Consider the following 25,550-nt stretch of genomic DNA (forward strand, 5'->3'; position numbering starts at 1 on the left):
TTGCGCCTGCGTTCGGCAGGTAGTTGTTGCCGGGCACGTAGGTTGCTTTACACTGCGGTCTCATTCCGCTTTCGATGATCGAGACCCTCCGTGCTCAAGGCACTCAAAAAATTTCTGGGCAAGGATCAGGAGGTCGCTCAGCCGACTCCCTCCCCTGCGCCCCAAGCTACCCCCAGCGTCGCTCCTGCAGCCCCCGCCTCTCCTGCACCCATCGCGCCCGAGCCTCAGGTCGAGCGTGTGCCACGCAAACCGCGCACCCCAGGCGAATCCCGTAGCCAGGAGCCTCGTGCCCAGGTCGAAAAACAGGAACCTCGCGCCCAGGCGGAAAAATCCGCCAAGCCGCGCCGCGAGCGCAGCCCGCGCAAGCCCAAGCCGGTCGACACCTGGAAACTGGAAGACTTCGCGGTCGAACCGCAGGAAGGCAAGACGCGCTTCCATGACTTCAAGCTGGATCCGCGGCTGATGCACGGCATCCATGACCTTGGCTTTCCCTACTGCACGCCGATCCAGGCGGAAGTACTGGGCTTCACCCTCAAGGGCAAGGACGCCATCGGCCGTGCCCAGACCGGCACCGGCAAGACCGCCGCCTTCCTGATCTCGACGATCACCCAGCTGCTGACCACTCCGCCGCCCAAGGAAAGATACATGGGCGAGCCGCGGGCGCTGATCATCGCGCCGACCCGCGAACTGGTGGTGCAGATCGCCAACGACGCCCTGGACCTGGCCAAGTACACCGGGCTCAACGTCATGAGCTTTGTCGGCGGCATGGACTTCGACAAGCAGCTCAAGCAGCTCGAAGCGCGCTACTGCGACATCCTGGTTGCCACCCCGGGCCGTCTGCTGGACTTCAACCAGCGCGGCGAGGTGCACCTGGACATGGTCGAGGTCATGGTGCTGGACGAGGCCGACCGCATGCTGGACATGGGCTTCATCCCCCAGGTTCGCCAGATCATTCGCCAGACCCCGCCCAAGAGCGAACGCCAGACCCTGCTGTTCTCCGCCACCTTCACCGACGACGTGATGAATCTGGCGCGGCAGTGGACCACCGATCCGGCCATCGTCGAGATCGAGCCGGAAAACGTGGCCAGCGACACCGTCGAGCAGCACGTCTATGCGGTGTCCTCCAGCGACAAGTACCGCCTGCTCTACAACCTGGTCGCCCAGAACAACTGGGAGCGGGTGATGGTGTTCGCCAACCGGCGTGACGAGGTGCGCCGCATCGAGGAGCGCCTGACCAAGGACGGCATCAGCGCCGCCCAGATGTCCGGCGACGTGCCCCAGCACAAGCGCATCAAGACCCTGGAAGGCTTCCGTGCCGGCAAGATCCGCGTGCTGGTAGCCACCGACGTGGCCGGCCGCGGCATCCACGTCGACGGCATCAGCCACGTGATCAACTTCACCCTGCCGGAAGACCCGGACGACTACGTGCACCGCATCGGCCGTACCGGTCGCGCCGGCGCCACCGGCACCTCCATCAGCTTCGCTGGCGAGGACGACGCCTTCGCCCTGCCGCCCATCGAAACCCTGCTGGGCCGCAAGATCTCCTGCGAAATGCCTCCAGCCGAGTTGCTCAAGCCGGTGCCGCGGCAGCGTTGAGGCCAGCTCCACTGCCGCAGGGTTGTCCGCCGGCCTCCCAAGAACAGCCGGCACCTCTGTAGGGTGGATAGCGGCGCGGCCCTATCCACCTGCAACGTTGCGTGCCAGGTGGAAAACGCTGACGCGGTTTTCCACCCTACTTGTCACCCCTTCGACCAGCGGCCGGCAGCATCCTGATCGCTAGCGCGACCTTCCACCCAGCGCGGGCCTTCGGCCGTATCTTCCTTCTTCCAGAAGGGGGCGCGGGTCTTGAGGTAGTCCATCACGAAATTGCAGGCGTCGAAGGCAGCCTGGCGATGGGCGCTGGCGGTGCCGACGAAGACGATGGGCTCGCCTGGCTCCAGTCGGCCGATGCGATGCAGGATATCGACCCTGAGCAGCGGCCAGCGCTGGTTCGCCTCTTCGACGATGCGCGCCAGGGCCTTTTCGGTCATGCCGGGAAAGTGCTCGAGAAACAACCCGCCGACGTCCCGGCCGTCATTGAAATCCCGCACGTAACCCACGAAGCCCACCACGGCACCGATGCCGGTGTTGGCGGCATGCAGGGCATTGAGTTCCTGGCCGGGATCGAAGGCCTCGGCCTGCACACGGATAGTCATGCTCAACCCCCAGTCACGGTCGGAAAGAAGGCGACCTCGTCACCCTCGCGCAACGGCTCGGCCAGCCCGCAGAGCTCCTCGTTGCGGGCGCACATCAGACCGCGCTCGCCCAGGGTCTCGGCCCAGATCCCGCCGCGCTGGACCAGGTGTTCACGCAGGTCGCCCACGGTGGCCAGGTCAGGCTCCCAGGCCAGGCTGTCCTCGGCGAGGCCCAGCACTTCGCGATAGCGGGCGAAGAATTGCACGCGGATCATGCCGGTTGCTCCTCGGCGCGGAAGTGGCCACTCTTGCCGCCATGCTTTTCCAGCAGCCGCACCGCCTCGATGGTCATGCCCCGATCGACCGCCTTGCACATGTCGTAAAGGGTCAGGGCCGCGACACTGGCGGCGGTCAGGGCCTCCATCTCCACGCCGGTCTGACCGGACAGCTTGCAGGTGGCGGTGATCCGCACCCCATCGGGGGCTTCGGCGACCAGCTGGACCTTGACGCCGGTCAGCATAAGCGGATGGCAGAGCGGGATGAGGTCGGCAGTCTTCTTGGCTGCCTGGATGCCGGCGATACGCGCCACGGCGAAGACGTCGCCCTTGGGGTGACCGCCGCTCTGGATCAGGTCGAGGGTTTCCGGACGCATGCGCACCCGGGCTTCGGCGGTGGCTTCACGGAAGGTCACCTGCTTGTCGGTGACATCGACCATGTTGGCACGGCCTTGGGAATCGAGATGGGTCAGCACGGCATGACTCCTGGAAAGGACCTGCCATTGTAGACCTGCGGCTGGGGATTTGATCCCCGCCCGTGACCGGACGGGGATCGAGGGCATTACAGATGGGACTCTGCGTATTCGGCGAGGATGGACCGGGGCACGCCCTGCAGGGTGATGTGCACGCCGTGGTTGAAGCCCTTAAAGCGCTCGGACAGGTAGGTGAGGCCGGAGCTGGTGGCCGAGAGATAGGGCGTATCGATCTGCGCCAGGTTACCCAGACAGATCACCTTGGAGCCGCTGCCGGCACGGGTGATGATGGTCTTCATCTGGTGCGGGGTGAGGTTCTGGCATTCGTCGATGAGGATCAGACTCTGCTGGAAACTGCGACCGCGGATGTAGTTCAGCGACTTGAACTGCAACGGTACCTTGCTCAGGATGTAGTCCACGCTGCCGTGGGGGTTGTGGTCGTCCATGTGCAGGGCTTCGAGGTTGTCGGTGATGGCACCCAGCCAGGGCTCCATCTTCTCGGCCTCGGTCCCGGGCAGGAAGCCGATGTCCTCGTCCAGGCCCTGAACGCTGCGGGTGGCGATGATCCGCCGGTATCTCTTGGTGACCATGGTCTGTTCGATGGCCGCGGCCAGCGCCAGGATGGTCTTGCCCGAGCCTGCCGCGCCGGTCAGGTTGACCAGATGAATGTCGGGCTCCAGCAGGGCGAACAGCGCCAGCGCCTGGTAGATGTCCCGCGGTTTCAGCCCCCAGGCCTCCTGGTGCATCAGGGGTTCCTGGTGCATGTCGAGCAGGATGACCTCGCCGTCGCGCACCGCCTTGACCCAGCCGACGAAGCCCTGCTCGTCGAGCACGAAGTCATTGACGTTGAACGGTGGCATCTCGGCCGACAGCTGCACCCGGTGCCAGACGCGACCCAGCTCCTGCCGACTTTCCACCTTGCTCACGTTATCCCAGAAGGACCCCGGCAGATTGTGATAACCCTGGGACAGCAGGGAGACGTCGTCGAGCAACTGGTCGGTCTGGTAGTCCTCGGCGGCGATGCCGCAGCCACGCGCCTTGAGGCGCATGTTGATGTCCTTGGTCACCAGCACGACCCGCTCCTGGGGATGCTGGGTGCGCAATTCGACGAGTTGGTTGATGATGCGATTGTCGTTGATGTCGTCGGGCAGACAGGCCATGGGCCCGGCGCGGCGGCTCATGAGGATGGACAACCGCCCCTTGGCCTCGCCCTTGCCGCGGGGGATGGGCACGCCCCGCTCGACGTCCTCGGGTGAGGATTCGGCGAGCACGCTGTCGATCAGCCGGATCGCCTGCCGGCATTCCGCGGCAACGTTGTGCTTGCCGGTCTTGAGCTTGTCGAGTTCCTCCAGGACCGTCATGGGAATGGCAACGTGGTGCTCCTCGAAGTTGAGCAGCGCGTTGGGGTCGTGGATCAGTACGTTGGTGTCGAGCACATAGAGGGTGGGCTGGGTGGGGCGGGAACGTCCGTGATCATCCATACTCGGTCACCTCGTAGAAACGCTTGACTCGCAAGCCTGTCGACGGAGCGCCAGACGACGCTCCGCTGCGAAAGGTGCCGTCGCTCCAACAACGGGTTCACGGACCGGCCAACATGAGGGCACGGGACCCGGGAGATGCGACGGACACTTCGGTAATAACGCAAAAGACCTGAGGCACAAAAGCTTTTTTTGGCCGTACCCGATTTTTTTCGCGCGCCCCTATTTCCTGCCTCCTGACCCGGCAACCTCGCCTCGGGAACGTGGTCAATACCTATCGATCCCATCGGCAAGGCCCACTGGAGCCCGGCGACGGAGACTTCTAGAATGGCGCCTCGCCAAGAGGAGCCAAGCCGATGCTGATGGTGATTTCACCCGCCAAGACGCTGGACTACAGCACACCGCCGAGCACGTCCCGCCATACCCTGCCGCAATACCTCGAGCATTCCCGCGAACTGATCGACGGGCTCCGCCTGCTCGCCCCGGCTGAGGTCGCCGCGCTCATGGGGGTGTCCGACAAGATCGCCACGCTCAATGTCGCCCGCTTCGGCAGCTGGACCCCGGATTTCACGCCGGAGAATGCCAAGCAGGCGTTGCTGGCGTTCAAAGGCGACGTCTACACCGGCCTTGCCGCCGAGGACTTCCAGGAAGACGACTTCGACTTCGCCCAGCGGCACCTGCGCATGCTGTCCGGACTCTATGGCCTGTTGCGCCCTCTCGACCTCATGCAACCCTATCGCCTGGAGATGGGCACCAAGTTCGCCAATTCGCGCGGCAAGGACCTCTATGCCTTCTGGGGCGACCTTATCAGTGACTGGCTCAAGGCGGATCTTGCGGCCCAGGGTGACGAGGTCCTGCTGAATCTGGCCTCGAACGAGTATTTCAGCGCGGTGCGCCGCACGCGCCTGCAGGCCCGGATCGTGGATGTGGAGTTTCGCGATCTCAAGAATGGCGATTACAAGATCATCAGCTTCTACGCCAAGAAGGCACGGGGCCTGATGGCGCGGCACGTGATCAGGCAACGCGTCCCCACGGTGGACGACCTGCGCGATTTCGGTGACCAGGGTTATCGCTACTCGACCGAGCGTTCCTCGACCGACAAGCTGGTGTTTCTGCGCGATACACCGCCGAATTAGCCGAGCGAATCGACGGATGGCACAATTGCCCGCACGCGGGGCCATCGAACTGGCTAGAGGGTCACATTCGGTGCCTGCCATCCGTGAAAGACTGTCATCTCCCTCCAATAAAAAAGGTTTCAGCCCCGTAGCGGAGACGTTCCAGGCGCGAAAAGTTGCCGGACCTCTCAAAACCGCTGCCTTTCCGAAAAAAGGAAAATTCGCTGAGAACCACTTTCGTTTGATTCTGTCTTTGTCTGGTCCTTGCCCCGGGTCATGCTGGCCAATGGCAATCAGTCCGCACGTTCAATTTGTACCGGCCGACCTTTCGGCCGGTTGATCTTTCGAAGCATGGACGCTTCGTCCCGACCTCAGGGACAGCGGCCACAAATCAGCAGACGCTGAAGGAGTAACGCCCATGATTCCCGTCATCCTGTCCGGTGGTAGCGGCTCGCGACTCTGGCCCCTCTCGCGCAAGCTCTACCCCAAGCAGTTCCTGGCCCTGACCAGCGAACAGACCATGTTCCAGGAGACCATCAATCGCCTGGGCTGCGAGGGCAGCATCGATTGCCCCATCATCGTCTGCAACGCCGAACACCGTTACCTGGTGGAAGAGCAGCTCAAGGCCGTCGAGTGCAAGCCGCAGGCGCTGATCATGGAGCCCTTCGGTCGCAACACCGCGCCGGCCGTGGCCATCGCTGCCATGCAACTGGTCGCTGACGGCAAGGACGACCTGATGCTGGTGCTGCCCGCCGATCACGTGATCGAGGACGAAGCCGAATTCAAGGCCGCCCTGCAACAGGCCGCCGCCGCCGCCGAGCGTGGCGAGATGGTGCTGTTCGGCATTCCGGCCACCGCGCCCGAGACCGGCTACGGCTACATCAAGACCGGTTCCAACGACGGTCTGCCCCAGGGCGTGTCCCGCGTCGAGCGCTTCGTCGAGAAGCCCGATGCCGTCACCGCCACCGAATACGTGGCCTCCGGCGACTACTGCTGGAACAGCGGCATCTTCCTGTTCCGCGCCAGCCGTTTCCTGGAAGAGCTGAAGAAGCACGATACCGACATCTATGACACCTGCCTGCTGGCGCTGGAGCGCAGCAGCATCGACGGCATCAACATCAGCATCGATGCCGCCACCTTCGCCGTCTGCCCGGACAATTCCATCGACTACGCCGTCATGGAAAAGACCACCCGCGCCTGCGTGGTGCCCATGAGCGCCGGCTGGAACGATGTCGGTTCCTGGTCCGCGCTGTGGGACGTGCATGCCAAGGACAACAACGGCAACGTCATCAAGGGCGACGTCGTCCTGCATGACAGCCGCAACTGCCTGGTACACGGCAACGGCAAGCTGGTGACCCTGGTCGGTCTGGAAAACGTGGTCGTGGTGGAAACCAAGGACGCGGTCATGATCGCCCACAAGGACAAGGTCCAGGACGTCAAGAAGCTGGTCAATGCCCTCGAGAAGCAGAACCGCAACGAGGTCAAGGCGCACCAGGAGGTCTTCCGTCCCTGGGGTTCCTACGACTCCATCGACATGGGCCAGCGCTTCCAGGTCAAGCGCATCACCGTCAAGCCGGGCGCTCAGCTGTCGCTGCAGATGCACCACCACCGTGCCGAGCACTGGATCGTGGTCTCCGGTACCGCCGAGGTCACCTGTGACGACAAGGTCTTCCTGCTGACCGAGAACCAGTCCACCTACCTGCCGATGACCTCCGTGCACCGCCTGGCCAACCCCGGCAAGGTACCGCTGGAGCTGATCGAAGTGCAGTCCGGTGGCTACCTGGGCGAAGACGACATCGTCCGCTTCGAGGACATCTACGGCCGCGTCGACACCCAGGCCCTGGAAGTCGCCAAGGCCGGCAAGGCGCCCACGCGCTAAGCACTGCCAGCAGGCACCAAACAGACACCGGCTCAGGCCGGTGTCTGTGTTTTCGGCAGCCGCTCGGCAAAACGGGTTAGGCTTGTCGTTTCCCCTTTTCGCCATCGGATCCGCCGCATGACCGCTCCCACCCTGCTCCGCCTCGATCAACTGGACGAGGCGCTGGCCGCCTACGACGGCTTCATCCTCGACCTCTGGGGCGTGCTGATCGACGGCTACGAGACCTTTCCCGGTGCCCGCGCCTGGCTGCAGCGTCGCGCCGCCGAGGGCAAGCCGGTGTGGTTCCTCAGCAACGCCTCGCGCGATGCGGACGGCATGGTCGAAGAACTGGGCAAGCTGGGCGTGCCACGCGAACTCTTCGCCGGCATCACCACCTCGGGCCAGCTGGCCATCGACGCCTTTCAGCAGGACCCGAAATTCCGCACAGGCAGTATCTACCTCTCCGGTCCTGGCACCGGCCAGGCGGGCTGGCCCGCGGAGATCCGCGCGCGTTTCGTCGAGGACATCGACCAGGCCGCCATCATCCTCGGCGTCGGCAGCTTTCCGGAAGACGAGCTGGAAGCCCGCTTCGCGCCCCTGGCCACCGCCCTGGACAAGCCCTTTCTCTGCGCCAATCCGGATCGCAACGTGGTATCCGGCGGTCTACCCTTCTATGCGGCCGGCAAGCTGGCCGATCGCTTCGCCGCCCTGGGTGGCGCGGTCACCTGGTACGGCAAGCCCGATCCCTATGCCTTCCATTGCGCGGCAGGGGCGCTGGCCGAACGGGGTGCCCAGCGCCTGCTGTTCGTGGGGGATTCCCTGGTGACCGACGTCCCTGGTGCGGTGGCGGCGGACATCGACTGTCTGTGGCTGGCCGCCACCGGCATCCACCGCGAGGCCCTGGGCCTGGACTTCAATCAGGAGCCCACCCGCGAAGGTCTTACCGCCTTGCTGGAGCAGCATCCCGCGCTGCCGCGCTTCGCGGCAGCCGGTCTGGCCTGACCCCCTTTTCCCACATGCCGAGGTATCGATGAGCAAGAAGCACGTAGTGGTCTTCAACCGCCTGCCCGAACAGCTGGTGGAACGCCTGCGCGAACACTTCACGGTCGAGGTGATTCCCTTCAGTGCCAACATCGATCTCTTCGCCGCTTCCGCAGCCAAGGCCCAGGGTCTGATCGGCGCCAGTCGCAAGCTGGGCGAGAAAGAGCTGGAAATGGCCACCACCCTGGAAGCCATCGCCAGTGTTTCGGTCGGCTACGACAGCTATGACGTGGACTACCTGACCGAGCGCGGCATCCTGCTCACCAACACCCCGGACGTGCTCACCGACACCACCGCCGATCTCGGCTTCACCCTGCTGATGAGCGCCGCCCGGCGGGTGCCGGAGCTGGATGCCTTCGTCAAGGCCGGACACTGGCGCAAGGGTATCGGCGAAGAACACTTCGGCACCGACATCCATGGCCGTACACTGGGCATCGTCGGCGCCGGCCGCATCGGCGCGGCCATCGCCAAGCGCGGCCACTTCGGCTTCGACATGCCGATTCTCTATACCGCCAACAGCGCCAAGCCCGAGCTGGAAGAGCAGATGGGTGCCCAGCGCCGCGAACTGGACGACCTGCTCGGGGAAGCCGACTTCGTCTGCCTGGTGGTGCCCCTGTCAGCCGCTACCGAAGGCCTCATCGGGGCACGCGAACTGGGGCTGATGAAGTCCAGCGCCATCCTGATCAACCTGGCGCGTGGCCCGGTCATCGACGAGCCGGCGCTGATCGAGGCGCTGCGCCAGGGCCAGATCCGTGGCGCGGGCCTGGACGTCTATACCCGTGAGCCGCTGGAGGCCTCGCCGCTGTTCGAACTACCCAACGTGGTCACCCTGCCGCACATAGGTTCGGCCACCCACGAGACCCGCTACGCCATGGCCGAACGCGCGGTGAACAACCTGATCGCGGCCCTCGAAGGCAAGCAGCCGACCGATCTGGTCAATCCGGCGGCCCTGGACCGCCGCTAGGCGCCGATCGCCCACCGTCGACCCAGGTGGCGTGCCGTCCGGCCGCTTAAAGGCTATACTGCCGCGCCGCTCTCGGGTCGGCCGCCCTGGCCGGGTGGGCCTCTCTCAGTGTGTCAGGCCACCCCTCCGATCGGGCTCCTTCGCGGCCCGGTCCGTGCGACCCGAATTGCGCGCCCGTCTCGCCACCGTCCGTGGCCGAGACGCAAGAAACCGCCAAGAGGAGCGCGTACATGACCGTGATCAAGCAGGATGACCTGATCCAGAGCGTTGCCGACGCCCTGCAGTTCATCTCCTATTACCACCCCGTCGACTTCATCCAGGCCATGCACGAGGCCTATCTGCGCGAAGAATCCGCCGCCGCGCGCGACTCCATCGCCCAGATCCTGATCAACTCGCGGATGTGCGCCACCGGCCATCGGCCGATCTGCCAGGACACCGGCATCGTCACCGTCTTTGCCAGGGTCGGCATGGACGTGCGCTGGGACGGCGCCACCCTGAGCCTGGACGAGATGATCAACGAGGGCGTCCGTCGCGCCTACAACCTGCCGGAAAACGTCCTGCGCGCCTCGATCCTGGCCGACCCGGCCGGTGCTCGCAAGAACACCAAGGACAACACCCCGGCGGTGATCCACTACCAGATCGTCCCCGGCAACACCGTGGAGATCGATGTCGCGGCCAAGGGCGGCGGCTCCGAGAACAAGTCGAAGATGGCCATGCTCAACCCGTCCGACTCCATCGTCGACTGGGTGCTCAAGACCGTGCCGACCATGGGCGCCGGCTGGTGCCCGCCGGGCATGCTGGGCATCGGCATCGGCGGCACCGCCGAGAAGGCCGCGGTGCTGGCCAAGGAATCGCTGATGGACGAGATCGACATCCATGAGCTCAAGGCCCGCGGCCCGCAGAGTCGCCTGGAAGAGCTGCGCCTGGAGATCTTCGACAAGGTCAACCAGCTGGGCATCGGCGCCCAGGGCCTGGGTGGCCTGACCACGGTGCTCGACGTCAAGATCAAGGATTACCCGACTCACGCCGCCTCGCTGCCGGTGTGCATGATCCCCAACTGCGCCGCCACCCGTCACGCCCACTTCGTGCTCGACGGCTCCGGTCCCGCAGCCCTGGAGGCCCCGCCGCTGGACGCCTATCCGGAAATCGTCTGGGAAGCCGGTCCGAGCGCTCGTCGCGTCGACCTCGACACCCTGACCCCGGAAGAGGTGCAGAGCTGGCAGCCCGGCGAGACCGTGCTGCTCAACGGCAAGATGCTGACCGGTCGCGATGCCGCCCACAAGCGCATGGTCGACATGCTCAACAAGGGCGAGTCGCTGCCGGTGGACCTCAAGGGCCGCTTCATCTACTACGTCGGCCCGGTCGATCCAGTGGGCGACGAGGTGGTCGGCCCGGCCGGTCCCACCACGGCGACCCGCATGGACAAGTTCACTCGCCAGATCCTCGACCAGACCGGTCTGCTGGGCATGATCGGCAAGTCCGAGCGTGGCCCCATCGCCATCGAGGCGATCAAGGACCACAAGGCGGTCTACCTGATGGCCGTGGGCGGCGCTGCCTACCTGGTGGCCCAGGCCATCAAGGGCTCCCAGGTGCTGGCCTTCCCGGAACTGGGGATGGAAGCCATCTATGAGTTCGAGGTGAAGGACATGCCGGTGACCGTGGCCGTCGATACCCGTGGCGAGTCGGTGCACATCACTGGCCCGCAGGTGTGGCAGAAGAAGATCGCCGACAGCCTCGCCGTCGAGATCTAGGTTCCGTCCCACGAAAAAGCCCAGCTCAGTGCTGGGCTTTTTTCATTCAGCGCCTGGGTTCCAGCACTTGCCACTGCTCCAGCCAGTCATGGCGGATAAACACCTGGCCCTGGGTCCGCACTCGTCGCACCTCGTCCAGGTCCAGGTCGGCATAGAGCCACTGGCCGATGTCCGGACAGAGTTCTGCGCTCTGGGCGATCACGCCGTCCGCGGGCATGCCACGATCCGGCGGGACAAAGAGCCCGGCGCGGCCGACATTTTCGTCCAGCGCCGGCGACCAGGATGCCAACCCCACCGTCGGTGACTGCAATACGGCGACCTGGTTTTCCAGCGCCCGGGCCTGGGCACCGACCCGCACCCGGTGGAAGCCGGCGACGGTATCGGTACAACTCGGCACCAGGATCAGGTCCGCGCCCGCCTCGGCCAGGTGGCGGCCCAGCAGCGGGAATTCGCTGTCGTAGCAGATCAGGATGCCGAGACGCCCGAGGGCCGTATCGAATGTCCGCAAACCTTGGCGGCCGCCGGAAATGTCCCACTCCTCTCGCTCGAAGCGGGTCATCATCAGCTTGTCCTGATGGCCCAGGCAGCCTTCGGGACCAAACAGCCAGGCGCGATTGCGGTACCGGCCATCGTCATCGAGGACGGGAAGCGAACCGGGCAACAGGTACAACCGCAGCCGGCGTGCCAGACTTTCACAGAGGTCGCGCCAAGCCGGAATCAGTGGCTGGATGCCGGCAATGGAGCCCTGCAGGTCGCTGCGCTCGTCGGGAGGCAGCTGGCCGCTGAGCACCAGGCCGGCGTATTCAGGCAATAGCAGCAGCTGGCTGCCTTCGGCCGCGGCTTCCTCGCAGAGATCGGTCAGGTGCGCAGCGTAGGCGTCCCAGGACTCCAGCAGGTCGATGGCGTATTGGCAGGCGGCGAGGCGGATCATGGCAACTCCTTTAGCCAGAAGGTCATGGGCTTGGGCGACTCGAATGCTTCGTCGAGATCCTGCCACCGGTACTGGGTGGTCAGCGTCGGCCGTTCGGTGAAGCCCTGACGCTGCCAGAGGCTGTGTAGCGGTTTGTAGTGCGGCGGCCGCCGGGGATGGTCGTCCGGACGCTGCACGGCGCAAAAGGCACACCAGGCGAAGCGCCCCAGCTGCCGCGCCCGGGCCTCGCGTTCGGCAAAGAAGCGCCGGCCAAGTCCCTGGCCGCGGTAGGCCGGCAGTAGCAGGGACTCACCAAAGTAGTAAATCCGCTCTACTGGCCAGCCACTGGCGAGGAAGGGCTGCTGGAATTCCGTGGTCTCGTCCGCCAGCGGCAGGGCGGTGGCAGCGCCCACTACCCGGCCGGCATCGCGGACCAGCACGCAGAGGCTGTCCGGCGACTGGGCGTAGGTCTGCAGATAGCGGGACTCGTAGTCCGGGGTGCCGTCGTAGAGATAGGGAAATTCGCGAAAGACCGTGATACGCAGGGTGGCGAGTTCGGGGATCAGCGGGGCGATGGCAGCGCCGTGGAGGAGTTGGATGTCCATGGACTCTTCTGGTTAAGCAGGAGACGTGAATGGCTATGTCGGCCTCGTAGCGGCACCCTACCATGCGCGGGCAATGCCATTTTTTCGTTCACGACAGGAACCGCCATGACCACGACCGACCTCATCGACGCCTACTACGCCGCCTTCAATGCCGGCGACATGGACATCTTTCTGGAGTTGCTCACCGATGATGTGGTCCACGACATCAACCAGGGCGAGCGGCAGGTGGGCAAAGCCGCCTTCGCGGCCTTCATGGCACACATGAATCGCTGCTATCGCGAACGCCTGACCGATTTGGTCGTCATGGCCGAACCCAGCGGGCGCCGCGCCGCCGCCGAATTCGTCATCCATGGCGAGTACCTGGCCAGCGACGAAGGCCTGCCGCCGGCCAGCGGCCAGACCTACCACCTGCCGGTGGGAGCCTTCTTCGAGATCCGCGACGACAAGGTGGCGCGGGTGACCAACTACTACAACCTCAACGACTGGATCGCCCAGGTCGGTGGCTGACGTCCGTCAGTTCACGGGAGCGCCGTCCCCTCGGCAGGGGTCGCATGGAGATCACCCCTGACCCAGGAGTTTCCATGCCCACTCTTCCCAGCGATTCCGTCTGTAGCCTGGCCCCCGTCTTCGCCATCCAGCCCGATCAGGTCGAGGCCTTCAGGCGCCTGGGCGAGGCCATGCTGCAACGCACCCAGAGCGAACCCGGCTGCCTCTACTATGGCTTCTGCTACGACGGCGCCACGGCGCGCTGCCGCGAAGGCTATCGCGATGCCCAGGCGCTGCTGGCCCACCTGGACAACGTCGGCGATCTGCTGGAGCAGGCCCAGGCCATCGCCACCCTGGAACGCTTCGAGGTGTTCGGGGCGGCCGATCAGCTGGAGCAGCTGCGTGAGCCGCTGGCGGCGCTGAATGCGCGCTTCTTCGTCATGGCCGAAGGCTTCCGCCGCTGGCCTGGGTCGGCTTCTGCTGCGGCGCCAGGCGCGGCAGCAGCACCTTGAGAATGCGCTTGCGCGTCGGCACCACCAGCCGCTCCTGGAACAGCACGCAGAGCACCACCACCGCCAGCAGGAACAGCCAGTACCATTCGATGGAGTTGGTATAGGCCCCGGCGGCGGCGATACAGACCTCGCGATTGCCGCTCATACAGGCCTTGAGATCGCCGCCGATCAGCTGTTCCAGGGTCATGTAGATGCCCGACAGGGGCACATGCAGGGCGAACATCGACAGTGACGCCGCTCCCAGCCGCGGTGACCAGTGGCGGATGCGCTCGCTGACCGGTTCCCGTGCCAGCGCGGCCAGGTAGACCAGGATCAGTTGCGACGGCAGGAACAGGCCGTTGTGAAAGAGGAAGTACCAGAACTTGGGCCCATGGGTGAAGAGTGCCGTACCCAGGGCGAAACTCAGGATCAGGTAGCTCGCCAGCAACAGCCGCTGCCTTTCCGACGGCGCCCAGCCCCGCGCGTGCTGGCGGCGAAAGACGGCATACAGCAGGATGCCGGCGAGGAATTCCGGCAAGCGGAACAGGGGCACCCGTTGCAGGAGGCCGGTGAAGGGCATGCCATAGTTCTGGTTGGCGATCACCAGCAGCGGCGGAATCAGATAGAGCACCCAGACCAGCAGCAACAGCTGCCAGGGACGCTCGCTGGTCATCAGCCGCGGGGCCAGCTTGGGAAAGGTCAGATAGAAGAAGAACAGCGCCGAGATCGACCAGAGGGGCGCGTTGAAGGTGAGGTAATAGGGATTCCAGGCCTGCAGCATGAACAGCTGCAACACGGCGTTGAAGGCGAGCTCCGCGTTGGTCATGAAGTGCTGGAACAGTTCGGGGTTGGTTCGCGCCAGGGGTTCGTTGGTGTCGAACACCACGAAGCGGACACTGGCCGTGGCCGCGCCCGGCGGAATACCCAGACTGCCGATCCAGGTCACCACCGCCATCGCCAGCAGCAGGGCGAAGATGTGGATCGGATAGAGATTGGCGAAACGCTTGACCCAGAAGCTGCGCGCCGGCTCGCGCAGGCTGCCGCGACCGCAATAGACATGGGCGAGCAGAAAGCCGGAGAGCACGAAGAAGGTGCTGGTGGCGAAGAAGCCCATGCTGGTGATCTCGTCCAGCAGGGGGATGGTCTTGCGCTCGGGATAGAAATGGATGGTGTGGTAGACGACCACATAGAAACCCATCAGGAACCTGAGCCACTCCAGACCGATGAAGCGGTGTTTATCTAAAGTCTGCACTAAGGCGTTACTCGTCTGGCCTCGTCCACGGGACGATGGGTCCGGCCAACAGCGCCGGATCGGTTATGTTACCCGCACCTGACAACCGGGGCTGCTAACCGCGACCCAGTACACCGATCACCAGCCGATCCAGGGAACCCCACAGCCATTCGCGCGCCCGTCTCCACCAGGGGCGACTGCGCCAGAACTCCAGGGTGATCTCGCGGCTCTGGGCGAAATCCTTGACGAAGCTGGCCGCCACCGCCTGACTCAGGCCGCGATCCACTGCCTCGACATTGGCCTCCAGGTTGAACCTCAGATTCCAGTGATCGAAGTTGCAGGAGCCGACACTGACCCAGTTGTCCACCAGCACCATCTTGGCGTGGATGAATCTCGGCTGGTATTCGTAGATGCGTACACCGGCGCGCAACAGGCTGCGGTAGTAGCGCTGCCCGGCGAAACGCACCGGCGGATTGTCAGTGTGCCGGCCGGTGAGCAGCAGGCGCACGTCGACGCCGCGGCGCGCCGCGCGCCTGAGCGCCCAGCGCACGCGCCAGGTCGGCAGGAAATAGGGCGTGGCGAACCAGATGCGTTCCTGGCCACCCACCAGGGCACGAATCAGTGCCTGGAGGATGTCACGGTGCTGCCGGGCATCGGCATAGGCGACCCGGCCCTGCCCTTCCTGGGCAGCGGGCGGTGGCGGTGGACGCTCGCGTCCCCGCCGCGGACGCGGCTTCCAGGCGCGGCGGCGACCGACCGCTTCCCATTGGCGCTCGAACAGGGCCAGCCAGTCTTCCACCAGCGGACCCTGGATGCGCACCATGACCTCGTGCCAGTTGCAGTCGCTCTTGGCCGGATCCCAGAAGTCGTCAGTCGCGCCGCTACCACCGACAAAGGCTTCTTCGCCGTCGATGATGAAGATCTTGCGATGATCGCGATGCAGGTTATGCAGGCCGTGGCCGAAGCGCACGGGATTAAAGACGCGCAGCTCGGCGCCGGCTTCCTCGAGCTGACGGCGCAAGGCGGCGTCCATCCGCAGAGTACCGAAGCCATCGAACAGGCAACGTACCGCGACGCCCCGTCGGGCCGCCTCGGTCAGGGCCACGAGCAGTTGCTCGGAGCAGCTGCCGGCTTCCACCAGATAGAGTTCGACATCGATCTGGCGACTGGCACCAGCGATGGATTCGAGCATGGCCGGAAAGAACCGACCGCCGTCCACCAGCAATTCGAACCTGTTGTTTTCCCGCCATGGAAAGACGGCGCCCCGCATGCTTCCTACTCCGTGCCTGTGGCCATTGCATAAGAAGGCACGGACGAGTGTTCGTTCAGTGGCGTGCGTGGTTTGGCTGGCCAGGTGCCGGCCCGGGAGGTCCTGGCGGCCCTGGCCCGCCACCTGGCTCGCGGCCTGCGCCGATGGACGGCGGCTCGCCGCTGGCGCAGGCCGCAGGGCGCTTAGAGCGTTGGCTCGGGCCGCTTGGCGGCCCAGTCCACCTGCTGGGGGAAGCGTCCGGTCACCTCGGCGCTCAGCGGTCGGGAGACCAGGAAGCCCTGCATGATTTCGCAGCCGTGCTCGATCAGCCAGTCACGCTGCTCCAGGGTCTCCACGCCCTCGGCGATGACTTCCAGATCCAGGTTGCGGCCCAGCTCGAGGATGGTGCTGACGATGGCGGCGTCGCGCGAGGAGTCCAGCATGTTGGCGATGAACAACTGATCGATCTTGAGGGTGTCCAGCTCGAAGTGGCGCAGGTATGCCAGCGAGGAATAGCCGGTGCCGAAGTCATCCACCGCGATGCGCACACCGAGGGCCCGCAGTTGCGACAGCTGCGCCCGCGTGTAGTCGATGTCGTGCATCAGCGCCGACTCGGTCACCTCGATTTCCATCTGCCTGGGTTGCAACCCATGGGTCTCGATGATCTGGCGCAGGCTCTCCGCCAATTGCGGCATGCCAAACTGCACGGGACTGAGGTTGATGCTCAGCAACAGTTCGTCGCCGTAGATCTCCTGCAGGGACTGCAGCTTGGTGGCGCCTTCGCGGAAGATCCAGTCGCCGATGCGGTTGATCAGCCGGGTCTCTTCCAGCAGCGGAATGAAGACGCTGGGCGAGACCTTGCCGGCCACCGTGTGCTCCCAGCGCAGCAGCGCCTCGAAGCCGCGTAGGCGGCCATCGCGCAGATAGACCTGCGGCTGGTAGGCGAGGACGAAATCCTTGTTGTCGATGGCATTGCGCACGCTTTCTTCGAGCATCAGCCGGGAACGCGCACGGCCATTCATTTCCGGCGAGAAGAAGCGGTACTGCTGGCGTCCGCCGCGCTTGGCCTCGTACATGGCAATGTCGGCGGATCTCAGCAGGCCGTCCACGGTATGGCCACAATCGGGATAGCTGGCGATGCCGATGCTGGCGCCCAGGCTGACCTCCATGCCGTCGATGCGATGCACCGTGGCCAGCAGCTCCAGGAGCTTCTCGGCGACGCGGGCGGCATCCTCGGGATGCTCGAGGGAATCGAGCAGCGCGGTGAATTCGTCGCCGCCCATGCGGGCCAGGATGTCGTAGGGCCGCATGCAGCTCTTGAGCTGCTCGGCGACGATGCACAGCACCCGATCCCCGGCCTCGTGGCCGAGAGAATCATTGATGCGCTTAAAACCGTCGAGGTCGATGTAGAGCACGGCCATGCGCTTGCCGTTGCGACCGCTGCGCGCCAGCGCCGCTTCCAGGGTCTGGTTGAAGCCGCGGCGATTGAGCAGCCCGGTCAGGGCATCGGTGACGGCCTGGGATTCGAGCTGGTCCTGCAACTCGCGCATGCGCGACATGTCCAGGGCGATGATGACCATGGCCCGCTGCATGCGCGGCAGCGGCGCGCAGGACAGCGCCACCGGCAGGCTGTCGCCGCGATTGGTACGCAGGCGGGCGTCATGCAGGCGATAGGTCTCGCGACGGTCGTAGTGCTCCATGAAGGGCGAGGTCTGCCAGTCGTCGAGACCGCTGCCCCCTTCGAGGAAGTCGAGGAAGTTGGCATGCACCAGGTCACTGACGCTGCAGCGCAACATGCGGGCGATGGCGGCGTTGGCGAAGGTCACCCGGCCCTGCTCGTTGACGGTGAGGATGCCCTCGGCGGCATTGTCGAGCAGCGAGTCGCTGAAGGACTTGGCCAGTTCCAGCTGCTGGGTGGCCTGCAGCAACTCGCGACGATTGCGCTCGTGATCGAGCAGCGAGCGCACCTTGTGGCGGAGGATATTGGGATCGACGGGCTTGAGCAGATAGTCGACCGCGCCGGTGGCATAGCCACGCAACACCGATTCGTAGGAGTGGGCTTCGGCGGAGACGAAGATGATCGGGGTGAAGCGGGTGCGCAGGTTGCTGCGCATGATGCGCGCCACCTCGAAGCCGTCCATGATCGGCATCTGGACGTCGAGTAGCACCAGGTCCACGGTTTCGTCCAGCAGGTATTGCAGGGCACGCTCACCCGAGGCAGCGGTGATCACCCGCCAGTTCCCGACCTCCAGCACCGCCTGCATGGCGAACAGGTTCTCCTGGCGGTCGTCCACCACCAGCAATACCGGACCTTGCTCTGTCTGCGGCAACGGGCACTCCATCAAGCCTTTTCTCCCCGCGGCCTCTGCCGCCGTGCAGCAGCCATGTGCGGCTGGCTACCCCTTCCCTTCGTGTCCGTTATGCGATGTGTCGCTCCAACCCTACTAGCGTAGCAGCCGGACAGGAGCATGCCTCCTGCCAATCGGCGGGAGGCTCCCTTTACGACGTCTATCAGAGCGCAAAATGGAAAAGCAGTTTCCGCCGCCCCTCACGAGGGCGCGGAAACTGCGGGTCGCAGGCGACGAGCGGTCGTTACTGGGCCGGGGTGCCGGTGGCTCCCGGCAGGGGCCGCAGATTGACCTCGACGCGACGATTCTGCGCCCGGCCATCGGCGGTGGCGTTACTGGCGATGGGCGCATCGGGACCGGCGCCCCGGGTGCTCAGCCGCGCCGCGGGGACGCCCTGGGCGGTCAGGTAGCCGGCGACGTTCTGCGCCCGGCGCTGGGACAGCTCGACGTTGTGGGCGCGGCTGCCGGTGCTGTCGGTATAGCCGACGATCTCGATGCTGTTCTGGTCGAACTGCTTGAAGGAATTGGCCAGGTCGTTCAGCGGCTTGTAGAAGCTGTTGGCGATGTCGGCCGAATCGGTGGCGAAGGTGATGTTGCCGGGCATGATCAGCTTGATGTCATCGCCCTGGCGCTGCACCTCGACGCCGGTGTTTTCCATCTGCCGGCGCAATTCGGCTTCCTGGCGGTCGGCGTAGTAGCCGTAGCCCGCTGCCGCCGCACCCACGGCCGCGGCGCCGATCAGCGCACCCTTGCCCCGATGATTGTGATCGATGGCGGCACCGGCGACGGCGCCGGCAAGAGCGCCCAGGCCACCGTACTTGGCGGTGTTGGAGGTGCCACCGCTGGCCTGACCCTGATTTTCGTAGGGATTGGGGGAAGCGCATCCGGCCAGGGTGGCCAGGGCCAGGCTGGCGAGAAGGATACGGGTGGGCAGCGCCATGTCTTTACTCCTTGAAGATCCATTGCGGCGAACGGGGCCGCACCCGGCAATTCTAGCCGCGTGATCTGAATCGCAACTGAACGAAGCGGCGCCTCTGGACACTTATCGCGATAGTGAGCCTCTAAGCCCACGATAGGCAGAATCGAAGATGGATAGCTTGCATATCGATTTTTTACGATCTAAGGTTCGCTACAACCCAATATGACGATGCGACCGTGATGGACGAGATCCTCAAAGCCCTGGCCAATCCCCTGCGTCGCCAGATCCTCGACTGGCTGCGCGATCCCCGGCAGTACTTTCCGCACCAGGACCATGACCTGAACACCGGCGTCTGCGCCGGGCAAATCGAGGCCCGTGCCGGGTTGTCGCAATCGACGGTCTCGGCGCACCTGGCGGTATTGACCCGAGCCGGCCTGGTCACCACGCGGCGCATCGGTCAGTGGGTGTTCTACCAACGCGACGAGGCCGCCATCCAGGCCTTTCTGCAACGTCTCGCTCGCGAACTCTAGTCTGCAAGGAATCCTGATGCCCGCTTCTCTCATCGTGCTGGCGCTGAGCGCTTTCGCCATCGGCACCACCGAATTCGTCATCATGGGGCTGCTGCCCAACGTCGCCGCCGATCTCGGCGTGTCCATCCCCAGCGCCGGCTGGCTGGTCACCGGCTATGCCCTGGGTGTGGCCGTCGGCGCGCCCTTCATGGCCCTGGCCACGGCCCACTGGCCGCGCAAGCGCGCCCTGCTCGCCCTGATGGGCATCTTCATCGTCGGCAACCTGCTCTGCGCTGTCGCCAGCGGCTACAACATGCTGATGCTGGCGCGGGTGGTCACCGCCCTCTGCCATGGCGCCTTCTTCGGTATCGGCGCGGTCGTCGCCGCGAGCCTGGTCCCGGAGAATCGCCGCGCCTCGGCGGTGGCCCTGATGTTCACCGGCCTGACCCTGGCCAATGTGCTGGGCGTGCCCCTGGGTACCGCCCTGGGCCAGGCGGCCGGCTGGCGCTCGACCTTCTGGGCGGTGGTGATGATCGGCGTGGTCGCCCTGGTTGGGCTCTGGCGGGTACTGCCGGCCGACCGCAACCAGCCGCGCGCCGACCTGCGCCGGGAGCTGCTCGCCCTGCGCGGCCTGGGCTTCTGGCTGGCGCTGTCGATGACGGTGTTCTTCGCCGCCTCCATGTTCGCCCTCTTCACCTATGTGGCGCCGCTGCTGCAGGAAGTCACCGGTGTCTCGCCGCGAGGCGTCACCGGTACCCTGCTGCTGATCGGCCTGGGCCTGACCCTGGGCAACTTCATCGGCGGCCGGCTGGCCGACTGGCGCCTGGCCACCAGCCTGGTGGGCATCTTCGTCGCCCTGGCGCTGACCTCCGCCGCGCTACGCTGGACCGGCCATGCCTTCCTGCCCGCCGAGATCACCCTCTTCCTCTGGGCCGCGGCCGCCTTCGCCGCCGTGCCGGCCCTGCAGATCAACGTGGTCACCTTCGGCAAGGACGCGCCGAATCTGGTCTCGACCCTCAACATCGGCGCCTTCAACGTGGGCAATGCCCTCGGCGCCTGGGTCGGCGGCCTGGTGATCGACCACGGCCTGGGTCTTACCGCGGTACCCCTCGCCGCCAGCGGGCTCGCCCTGCTGGCGCTCATCGCCACCCTGCTGACTGCCAGCCAGGCCCGCAAGAGCGGCCTGGCGACCGCCAGCTAATCAAGAGAGCTAGCCATGACTCAGCTGTTCGAGCCGATCAAGATCGGCGCCCTGGAACTGCCCAACCGCGTCATCATGGCGCCCCTCACCCGCTGCCGCGCCGAACCGGGCCGGGTCCCGGGCGATCTGATGGTCGAGTACTACGTGCAACGCGCCTCGGCAGGTCTGATCATCACCGAGGCCACCTCGGTGGACCCCATGGGCGTGGGCTATCCCGACACCCCCGGCATCTGGTCCGACGCGCAGGTGGCCGGCTGGCAACGCGTGACCACCGCCGTGCACAAGGCTGGTGGCCGCATCGTGCTGCAACTCTGGCATGTGGGGCGCATCTCCGATCCCCGTTACCTCGACGGCGAACTGCCGGTGGCGCCGAGCGCCATCGCCGCTCAGGGTCACGTCAGCCTGCTGCGTCCCAAGCGTGACTATGTCACCCCGCGGGCGCTGGAAACCGCCGAAATCCCCGGCATCGTCGCCGCCTATCGGCATGGCGCCGAGAACGCCAAGCGCGCCGGCTTCGATGGCGTCGAGGTCCATGGGGCCAATGGCTATCTGCTCGACCAGTTCCTGCAGAGCGACACCAACCAGCGCACCGACAACTATGGCGGCTCCATCGAGAACCGTGCCCGGCTGCTGCTGGAAGTGACCGATGCCTGCATTGATGTCTGGGGCGCCGATCGCGTCGGCGTGCATCTGTCCACCCGTGGCGACATGCACACCATGGGCGACAGCGACCCTGCCGCCACCTTTGGCCATGTCGCTCGCGAGCTGGGTCAGCGCCAGGTCGCCTTCATTTGCATCCGCGAAGCGGCTGGCAGCGACAGCCTGGGCCCGGACCTCAAGGCAGCCTTTGGTGGCGTCTACATCGCCAACGAGAAATTCGACAAGGCCAAGGCCAATGCCTGGCTGGAAGAAGGCAAGGCCGATGCCGTGGCCTTCGGCGTGCCCTTCATCGCCAACCCGGATCTGCCGCAACGGCTGGAGCAGGACGCCGCGCTGAACGAGCCGCACCCGGATACCTTCTACAGCAAGGGGCCGGTGGGCTACATCGACTATCCGCGGCTGTAATTTTCTCCGCCGATAGGAAAAGCCCGCCAATTGGCGGGCTTTTTTGTGGCCTTCACCGACGGCTGTGACAGCCATACCGTCGAAGCCCAGGGTCACGAGCACAGTTCATCCCTGTTGGGCTTCGCTGCGCTCAACCCAACCTACGTCGAGAATCGTAGGTTGGGTTGAGACGGCCTCATCGTCGAAGCCCAACAGGCACGAGCACGATGCATCCTTGTTGGGCTTCGCTGCGCTCAGCGCCAACCTACGTCGAGAGTCGTAGGTTGGGTTGAGACGGCCCTATCGTCGAAGCCCAACAGGCACGAGCACGATGCATCCCTGTTGGGCTTCGCTGCGCTCAACCCAACCTACGCCGAGAATCGTAGGTTGGGTTGAGACGGCCCTATCGTCGAAGCCCAACAGGCACGAGCACGATGCATCCCTGTTGGGCTTCGCTGCGCTTAGCGCCAACCTACGCCGGTGTAGGCCAGAACGCCCGGATCGCCGCCACGCCCTGGGCGCCGGCCTGCCAGGCGCCGGCGAGGTCGTCATCGCCCAGCCCTCCCAGCAGGTAGGCCGGCAGGTCGCAGTCGGCCAGCAGTTGCTGGGCCTTGACCCAGCCCAGGGTCGGGGCGCCGGGGTGGCTGGCGGTGGGCATCACCGGCGACAGGGTGACGAAATCCACGCCCATCTGCCGGGCCAGGGCCAGTTCCTCGGCGTCGTGGCAGGAAGCCGCCAGCAGGCGCTGCTCCGGGAAGGGCCGGCCATTGGGCGCATAGCGGCGCAACTGCTCGGCGGTCAGATGCCAGCCGGCGGCAGGAAAATCGCCCAGCCATTCCAGCGGCCCCTTGAGCATCAGCTGGGCGCGCCCGGTGCAGAGCCCCTGGACGTCGCCCGCCAGGTCGCGGTACTGCGGATCGAAGTTGTCCGGCGTGCGCAGCTGGACCAGGCGGATGCCACTGTCCAGAGCCCGGTGCAGGCCGTTGAGCAATTCCGCGGTGGTCAATTCGCCAGGAGTGATGAGGTAGCGGTCTGGCAGACGCGCCGCCTGGACGATGGGTCGGTTGGCCGCCGGGAAGTCGTAGTTGACCAGATCACGCGGGGCCACCCAGGCCAGCGGCTGGCCTTCGGCGCCATGGGCGTCGCCGGTAAAGGCGTCCACCTGCCAGACATCCAGCAGCACCGCCTGATCGGGATAGTCGTGGCGCACCTGCAGCAGCGGGCGAGCCGCTGTCACCTGGATACCCAGCTCCTCGGCCAGTTCGCGCGCCAGGGCCACGGCCGGCGCTTCACCGGCCTCCACCTTGCCTCCCGGAAATTCCCAGAGACCGCCCTGGTGCTTGTGCGCGGGGCGTTGGGCAATAAGGATCTGCCCCTGGGGGTCGCGGATCACCGCCGCGACGACATGCAGACGAGTCATGCGCTCTGCTCCTCCGTTTCAGCCTCCGCCAGCCAGCGCTGGAAGGCCGGCCAGGCGTAGACGGTTTTGACATAGGCGGCCGCCTCGACCGACAGTTCCACCCCGTAGCTGCGGAAGCGGCTGGCGACCGGGGCATAGAAGGCATCGGCAATGGTCGGCGTGCCGAACAGGTAAGGACCCTGCTGGCCGTAACGCTCGCGGCATTCGCGCCACAGCCGCTGGATGCGCTGGATGTCTTCCACCGCCTCCGCGGTGGTCGACTTCAGCCGCTGGCGGCGACGCAGGTCCATGGGCAGCTCGCGGCGCAGGGCGAGGAAGCCGCTGTGCATCTCGGCGCACAGCGCCCGGGCATGGGCGCGGGCAAGGGTGTCCGTCGGCCACAGCCCGGCATCGGGATAGGCCTCGGCGAGATACTCGACGATGGCTAGGGAATCCCAGATGGTGCCCTCGGCCAGCTTGAGCACCGGCACCTTGCCGGTAGGCGACTGGGCCTTGAGCAAGGCGCGGCTGTTGGGGGTATAGAGCGGGATCGACACCTCTTCAAAGGCAGCGCCGCTGAGCTCCATGGCCAGCCAGGCCCGTAGCGACCAGGAGGAGAAATTCTTGTTGCCGATCATGAGTTGCAGCTGGGACATGCGGGGATTCCTCGAAACGATGCGGCCCGCGAGGACCGCCGCAGGCGCCCGCCGGAGCGGACGCCCAGGCGCCGGGTAGCCGTCAGGTACGGTACTCGGCGTTGATCTTCACATAGTCGTGGGAGAGATCGGTGGTCCAGATGGTCTCGCTGTGGCTGCCGCGACCCAGCTCGATGCGGATCTCGATCTCCGCCTGGGCCATGACCCGCGCGCCCTGCTCTTCGGTGTAGGTGGCCGCGCGACCGCCCTGCTGGCAGATCTGCACGCCACCAAGGAAGACGTCGATCAGGCTGACATCCAGCTGGGGCACGCCAGCCCGGCCGACAGCGGCGAGGATGCGGCCCCAGTTGGGGTCGGAGGCGAACAGCGCGGTCTTGATCAGCGGCGAATGGGCCACGGCATAGCCGACGTCCAGGCACTCCTGGGCATTGCCGCCACCATTGACCTGCACGGTGACGAACTTGGTGGCACCCTCGCCGTCACGCACGATGGCCTGGGCCAGTTCGGCGAATACCGCGAAGATCGCATCGCGCAGCTGCTCGAAGGCCGTGCCGCTGGGCTGGGTGATTTCCGCCATGGCCGCCTGGCCGGTGGCCACCAGCATGCAGCAGTCGTTGGTGGAGGTGTCGCCATCGATGGTGATGCGGTTGAAGGAGCGGTTGGCGGCATCGGCCAGCAGATCCTGCAACAGGCCCCGCGCGACCTTGGCGTCGGTGGCCACATAGCCGAGCATGGTCGCCATGTTCGGCTTGATCATGCCGGCGCCCTTGCTGATGCCGGTCACGGTAACGGTGGCGCCGTCCACCTGGAACTGACGGCTGGCGCCCTTGGGCAGGGTGTCGGTGGTCATGATGCCGGTGGCGGCAGCGGCCCAGTTGTCCTCGGCCAGATCGGCCAGGGCGGCCGGCAGCGCGGCTTCGATCTTTTCCACCGGCAGCGGTTCGCCGATCACCCCGGTGGAGAACGGCAGCACCGCCTCCTCGCCGACGCTGGCCAGGGTGGCCAGGGTCTTGGTGGTGCGCTCGGCCGCGGCCAGACCGGGCTGCCCGGTACCGGCGTTGGCGTTGCCGGTGTTGGTCAGCAGGTAGCGCACGGGACCGGCGAAGCGCTGGCGGGCGACGATCACCGGCGCGGCGCAGAAGGCGTTTAGGGTGAAGACCCCGGCCACGCTGGAGCCTTCGGCACAGCGCATCACCACCACATCCTTGCGCCCGGGACGCTTGATGCCGGCGGAGGCGATACCGAGTTCGAAACCGGGAACCGGGTGCAGCGTGGAGAGCGGACCGAGACCGACAGCCATGGGAAAACTCCAGTGAAAGAAAAGGAAACGCCGCGAGCGGAAAACCGGTCGCGGCGTGGAAAGCAGCCTTCCC

The 25,550-nt window shown here is 65.6% G+C and carries 23 protein-coding genes and 1 pseudogene; 11 read left to right on the forward strand and 13 right to left on the reverse strand.

The annotated features are described in order from the left end of the window. Positions 1–90: 90 nt before the first annotated feature. The gene (rhlB, locus tag PVZ77_RS04140) at positions 91–1,596 is read left to right on the forward strand and encodes an ATP-dependent RNA helicase RhlB (RefSeq protein WP_273809984.1); all 1,506 of its coding nucleotides are present in this window, start codon (positions 91–93) and stop codon (positions 1,594–1,596) included. Positions 1,597–1,739: 143 nt separating this feature from the next. On the opposite strand, the gene moaE is transcribed toward rhlB, so the two are convergent. The 4 genes from moaE to PVZ77_RS04160 form a co-directional block, all read right to left on the reverse strand. Then, positions 1,740–2,195, reverse strand: coding sequence for a molybdopterin synthase catalytic subunit MoaE (gene moaE, locus PVZ77_RS04145; RefSeq protein ID WP_273809985.1), 456 nt, complete (start codon positions 2,193–2,195; stop codon positions 1,740–1,742). A 2-nt stretch (positions 2,196–2,197) separates the two neighbouring features. Beyond that, positions 2,198–2,449, reverse strand: coding sequence for a MoaD/ThiS family protein (locus PVZ77_RS04150; RefSeq protein WP_133862102.1), 252 nt, complete (start codon positions 2,447–2,449; stop codon positions 2,198–2,200). Further along, complete coding sequence (moaC, locus tag PVZ77_RS04155) at positions 2,446–2,925, reverse strand: cyclic pyranopterin monophosphate synthase MoaC (protein WP_273809986.1); 480 nt, start codon at positions 2,923–2,925, stop codon at positions 2,446–2,448. The genes PVZ77_RS04150 and moaC overlap by 4 nt, the downstream gene beginning before the upstream one ends. Before the next feature lie 86 nt (positions 2,926–3,011). Beyond that, the gene (locus PVZ77_RS04160) at positions 3,012–4,403 is read right to left on the reverse strand and encodes a PhoH family protein (protein ID WP_273809987.1); all 1,392 of its coding nucleotides are present in this window, start codon (positions 4,401–4,403) and stop codon (positions 3,012–3,014) included. Between the two features lie 353 nt (positions 4,404–4,756). Here PVZ77_RS04160 and yaaA point away from each other — a divergent pair, with 353 nt between their 5' ends. The 5 genes from yaaA (at position 4,757) to PVZ77_RS04185 (ending at position 11,129) form a co-directional block, all read left to right on the forward strand. Then, a complete protein-coding gene (gene yaaA, locus PVZ77_RS04165) occupies positions 4,757–5,536 on the forward strand; it encodes a peroxide stress protein YaaA (RefSeq protein WP_273809988.1) in 780 nt (259 codons plus the stop codon). 397 nt (positions 5,537–5,933) lie between these two features. Beyond that, positions 5,934–7,394, forward strand: coding sequence for a mannose-1-phosphate guanylyltransferase/mannose-6-phosphate isomerase (locus PVZ77_RS04170; protein ID WP_187981188.1), 1,461 nt, complete (start codon positions 5,934–5,936; stop codon positions 7,392–7,394). 117 nt (positions 7,395–7,511) lie between these two features. Next, entirely contained in the window at positions 7,512–8,375 is an 864-nt protein-coding gene (locus PVZ77_RS04175) for a TIGR01459 family HAD-type hydrolase (RefSeq protein ID WP_273809989.1), read from the forward strand. Between the two features lie 28 nt (positions 8,376–8,403). Continuing rightward, the gene (locus PVZ77_RS04180) at positions 8,404–9,378 is read left to right on the forward strand and encodes a 2-hydroxyacid dehydrogenase (protein WP_273809990.1); all 975 of its coding nucleotides are present in this window, start codon (positions 8,404–8,406) and stop codon (positions 9,376–9,378) included. 230 nt (positions 9,379–9,608) lie between these two features. Then, the gene (locus PVZ77_RS04185; protein ID WP_273809991.1) at positions 9,609–11,129 is read left to right on the forward strand and encodes a fumarate hydratase; all 1,521 of its coding nucleotides are present in this window, start codon (positions 9,609–9,611) and stop codon (positions 11,127–11,129) included. A 46-nt stretch (positions 11,130–11,175) separates the two neighbouring features. Here the strand turns inward: PVZ77_RS04185 and PVZ77_RS04190 are convergent, their stop codons facing one another. Continuing rightward, entirely contained in the window at positions 11,176–12,060 is an 885-nt protein-coding gene (locus tag PVZ77_RS04190; protein WP_273809993.1) for a carbon-nitrogen hydrolase family protein, read from the reverse strand. Then, a complete protein-coding gene (locus tag PVZ77_RS04195; protein WP_273809995.1) occupies positions 12,057–12,644 on the reverse strand; it encodes a GNAT family N-acetyltransferase in 588 nt (195 codons plus the stop codon). The genes PVZ77_RS04190 and PVZ77_RS04195 overlap by 4 nt, the downstream gene beginning before the upstream one ends. A 105-nt stretch (positions 12,645–12,749) precedes the next feature. On the opposite strand from PVZ77_RS04195, the gene PVZ77_RS04200 reads away from it, so the two are divergent. Together PVZ77_RS04200 and PVZ77_RS04205 are read left to right on the forward strand one after the other, a co-directional pair. Further along, entirely contained in the window at positions 12,750–13,151 is a 402-nt protein-coding gene (locus PVZ77_RS04200) for a ketosteroid isomerase-related protein (RefSeq protein WP_273809996.1), read from the forward strand. Between the two features lie 74 nt (positions 13,152–13,225). After that, positions 13,226–13,642, forward strand: a complete 417-nt coding sequence (locus PVZ77_RS04205) for a putative quinol monooxygenase (protein ID WP_273809997.1) — start codon at positions 13,226–13,228, stop codon at positions 13,640–13,642. On the opposite strand, the gene PVZ77_RS04210 is transcribed toward PVZ77_RS04205, so the two are convergent. The 4 genes and pseudogenes from PVZ77_RS04210 to PVZ77_RS04225 all read right to left on the reverse strand — a co-directional run bounded on the left by PVZ77_RS04210 (position 13,569) and on the right by PVZ77_RS04225 (position 19,412). Further along, positions 13,569–14,873, reverse strand: a complete 1,305-nt coding sequence (locus tag PVZ77_RS04210; protein WP_273809999.1) for an acyltransferase family protein — start codon at positions 14,871–14,873, stop codon at positions 13,569–13,571. The two genes, PVZ77_RS04205 and PVZ77_RS04210, sit on opposite strands and share 74 nt — an antisense overlap. Positions 14,874–14,967: 94 nt before the next feature. After that, complete coding sequence (locus PVZ77_RS04215) at positions 14,968–16,122, reverse strand: phospholipase D-like domain-containing protein (protein ID WP_273810000.1); 1,155 nt, start codon at positions 16,120–16,122, stop codon at positions 14,968–14,970. Positions 16,123–16,304: 182 nt separating this feature from the next. Next, positions 16,305–18,443 (reverse strand): putative bifunctional diguanylate cyclase/phosphodiesterase, encoded by a 2,139-nt coding sequence (locus PVZ77_RS04220; protein ID WP_273810002.1) that lies wholly within the window; start codon positions 18,441–18,443, stop codon positions 16,305–16,307. Between the two features lie 250 nt (positions 18,444–18,693). Further along, positions 18,694–19,412 (reverse strand): annotated as a pseudogene (locus tag PVZ77_RS04225) (OmpA family protein). A gap of 195 nt (positions 19,413–19,607) precedes the next feature. Here PVZ77_RS04225 and PVZ77_RS04230 point away from each other — a divergent pair. The 3 genes from PVZ77_RS04230 to PVZ77_RS04240 are packed head-to-tail and all read left to right on the forward strand — an operon-like array spanning position 19,608 to position 22,143. Continuing rightward, positions 19,608–19,898: an ArsR/SmtB family transcription factor gene (locus PVZ77_RS04230; RefSeq protein ID WP_273810005.1), complete on the forward strand. Its 291-nt coding sequence runs from the start codon at positions 19,608–19,610 to the stop codon at positions 19,896–19,898. Positions 19,899–19,914: 16 nt separating this feature from the next. Beyond that, on the forward strand, positions 19,915–21,078 hold the full coding sequence (locus PVZ77_RS04235; protein ID WP_273810007.1) for an MFS transporter: 1,164 nt from the start codon (positions 19,915–19,917) through the stop codon (positions 21,076–21,078). 15 nt (positions 21,079–21,093) lie between these two features. Next, positions 21,094–22,143 carry an alkene reductase gene (locus tag PVZ77_RS04240; protein ID WP_133862116.1) on the forward strand — a complete coding sequence of 350 codons (1,050 nt, stop codon included), beginning with the start codon at positions 21,094–21,096 and terminating at the stop codon, positions 22,141–22,143. Positions 22,144–22,594: 451 nt separating this feature from the next. Here the strand turns inward: PVZ77_RS04240 and PVZ77_RS04245 are convergent, their stop codons facing one another. From PVZ77_RS04245 to argJ, 3 genes are all read right to left on the reverse strand, one after another. Then, the gene (locus PVZ77_RS04245; protein ID WP_273810009.1) at positions 22,595–23,542 is read right to left on the reverse strand and encodes a Nudix family hydrolase; all 948 of its coding nucleotides are present in this window, start codon (positions 23,540–23,542) and stop codon (positions 22,595–22,597) included. Continuing rightward, the gene (locus tag PVZ77_RS04250; RefSeq protein WP_273810011.1) at positions 23,539–24,177 is read right to left on the reverse strand and encodes a glutathione S-transferase family protein; all 639 of its coding nucleotides are present in this window, start codon (positions 24,175–24,177) and stop codon (positions 23,539–23,541) included. The genes PVZ77_RS04245 and PVZ77_RS04250 overlap by 4 nt, the downstream gene beginning before the upstream one ends. An 82-nt stretch (positions 24,178–24,259) precedes the next feature. After that, on the reverse strand, positions 24,260–25,477 hold the full coding sequence (gene argJ / locus PVZ77_RS04255) for a bifunctional glutamate N-acetyltransferase/amino-acid acetyltransferase ArgJ (protein ID WP_273810012.1): 1,218 nt from the start codon (positions 25,475–25,477) through the stop codon (positions 24,260–24,262). Positions 25,478–25,550: the final 73 nt, after the last annotated feature.

Source organism: Pseudomonas sp. SHLD1, from assembly GCF_028640935.1.
In the GTDB taxonomy this organism is placed as follows: Bacteria; Pseudomonadota; Gammaproteobacteria; order Pseudomonadales; family Pseudomonadaceae; genus Chryseomonas; species Chryseomonas aestiva.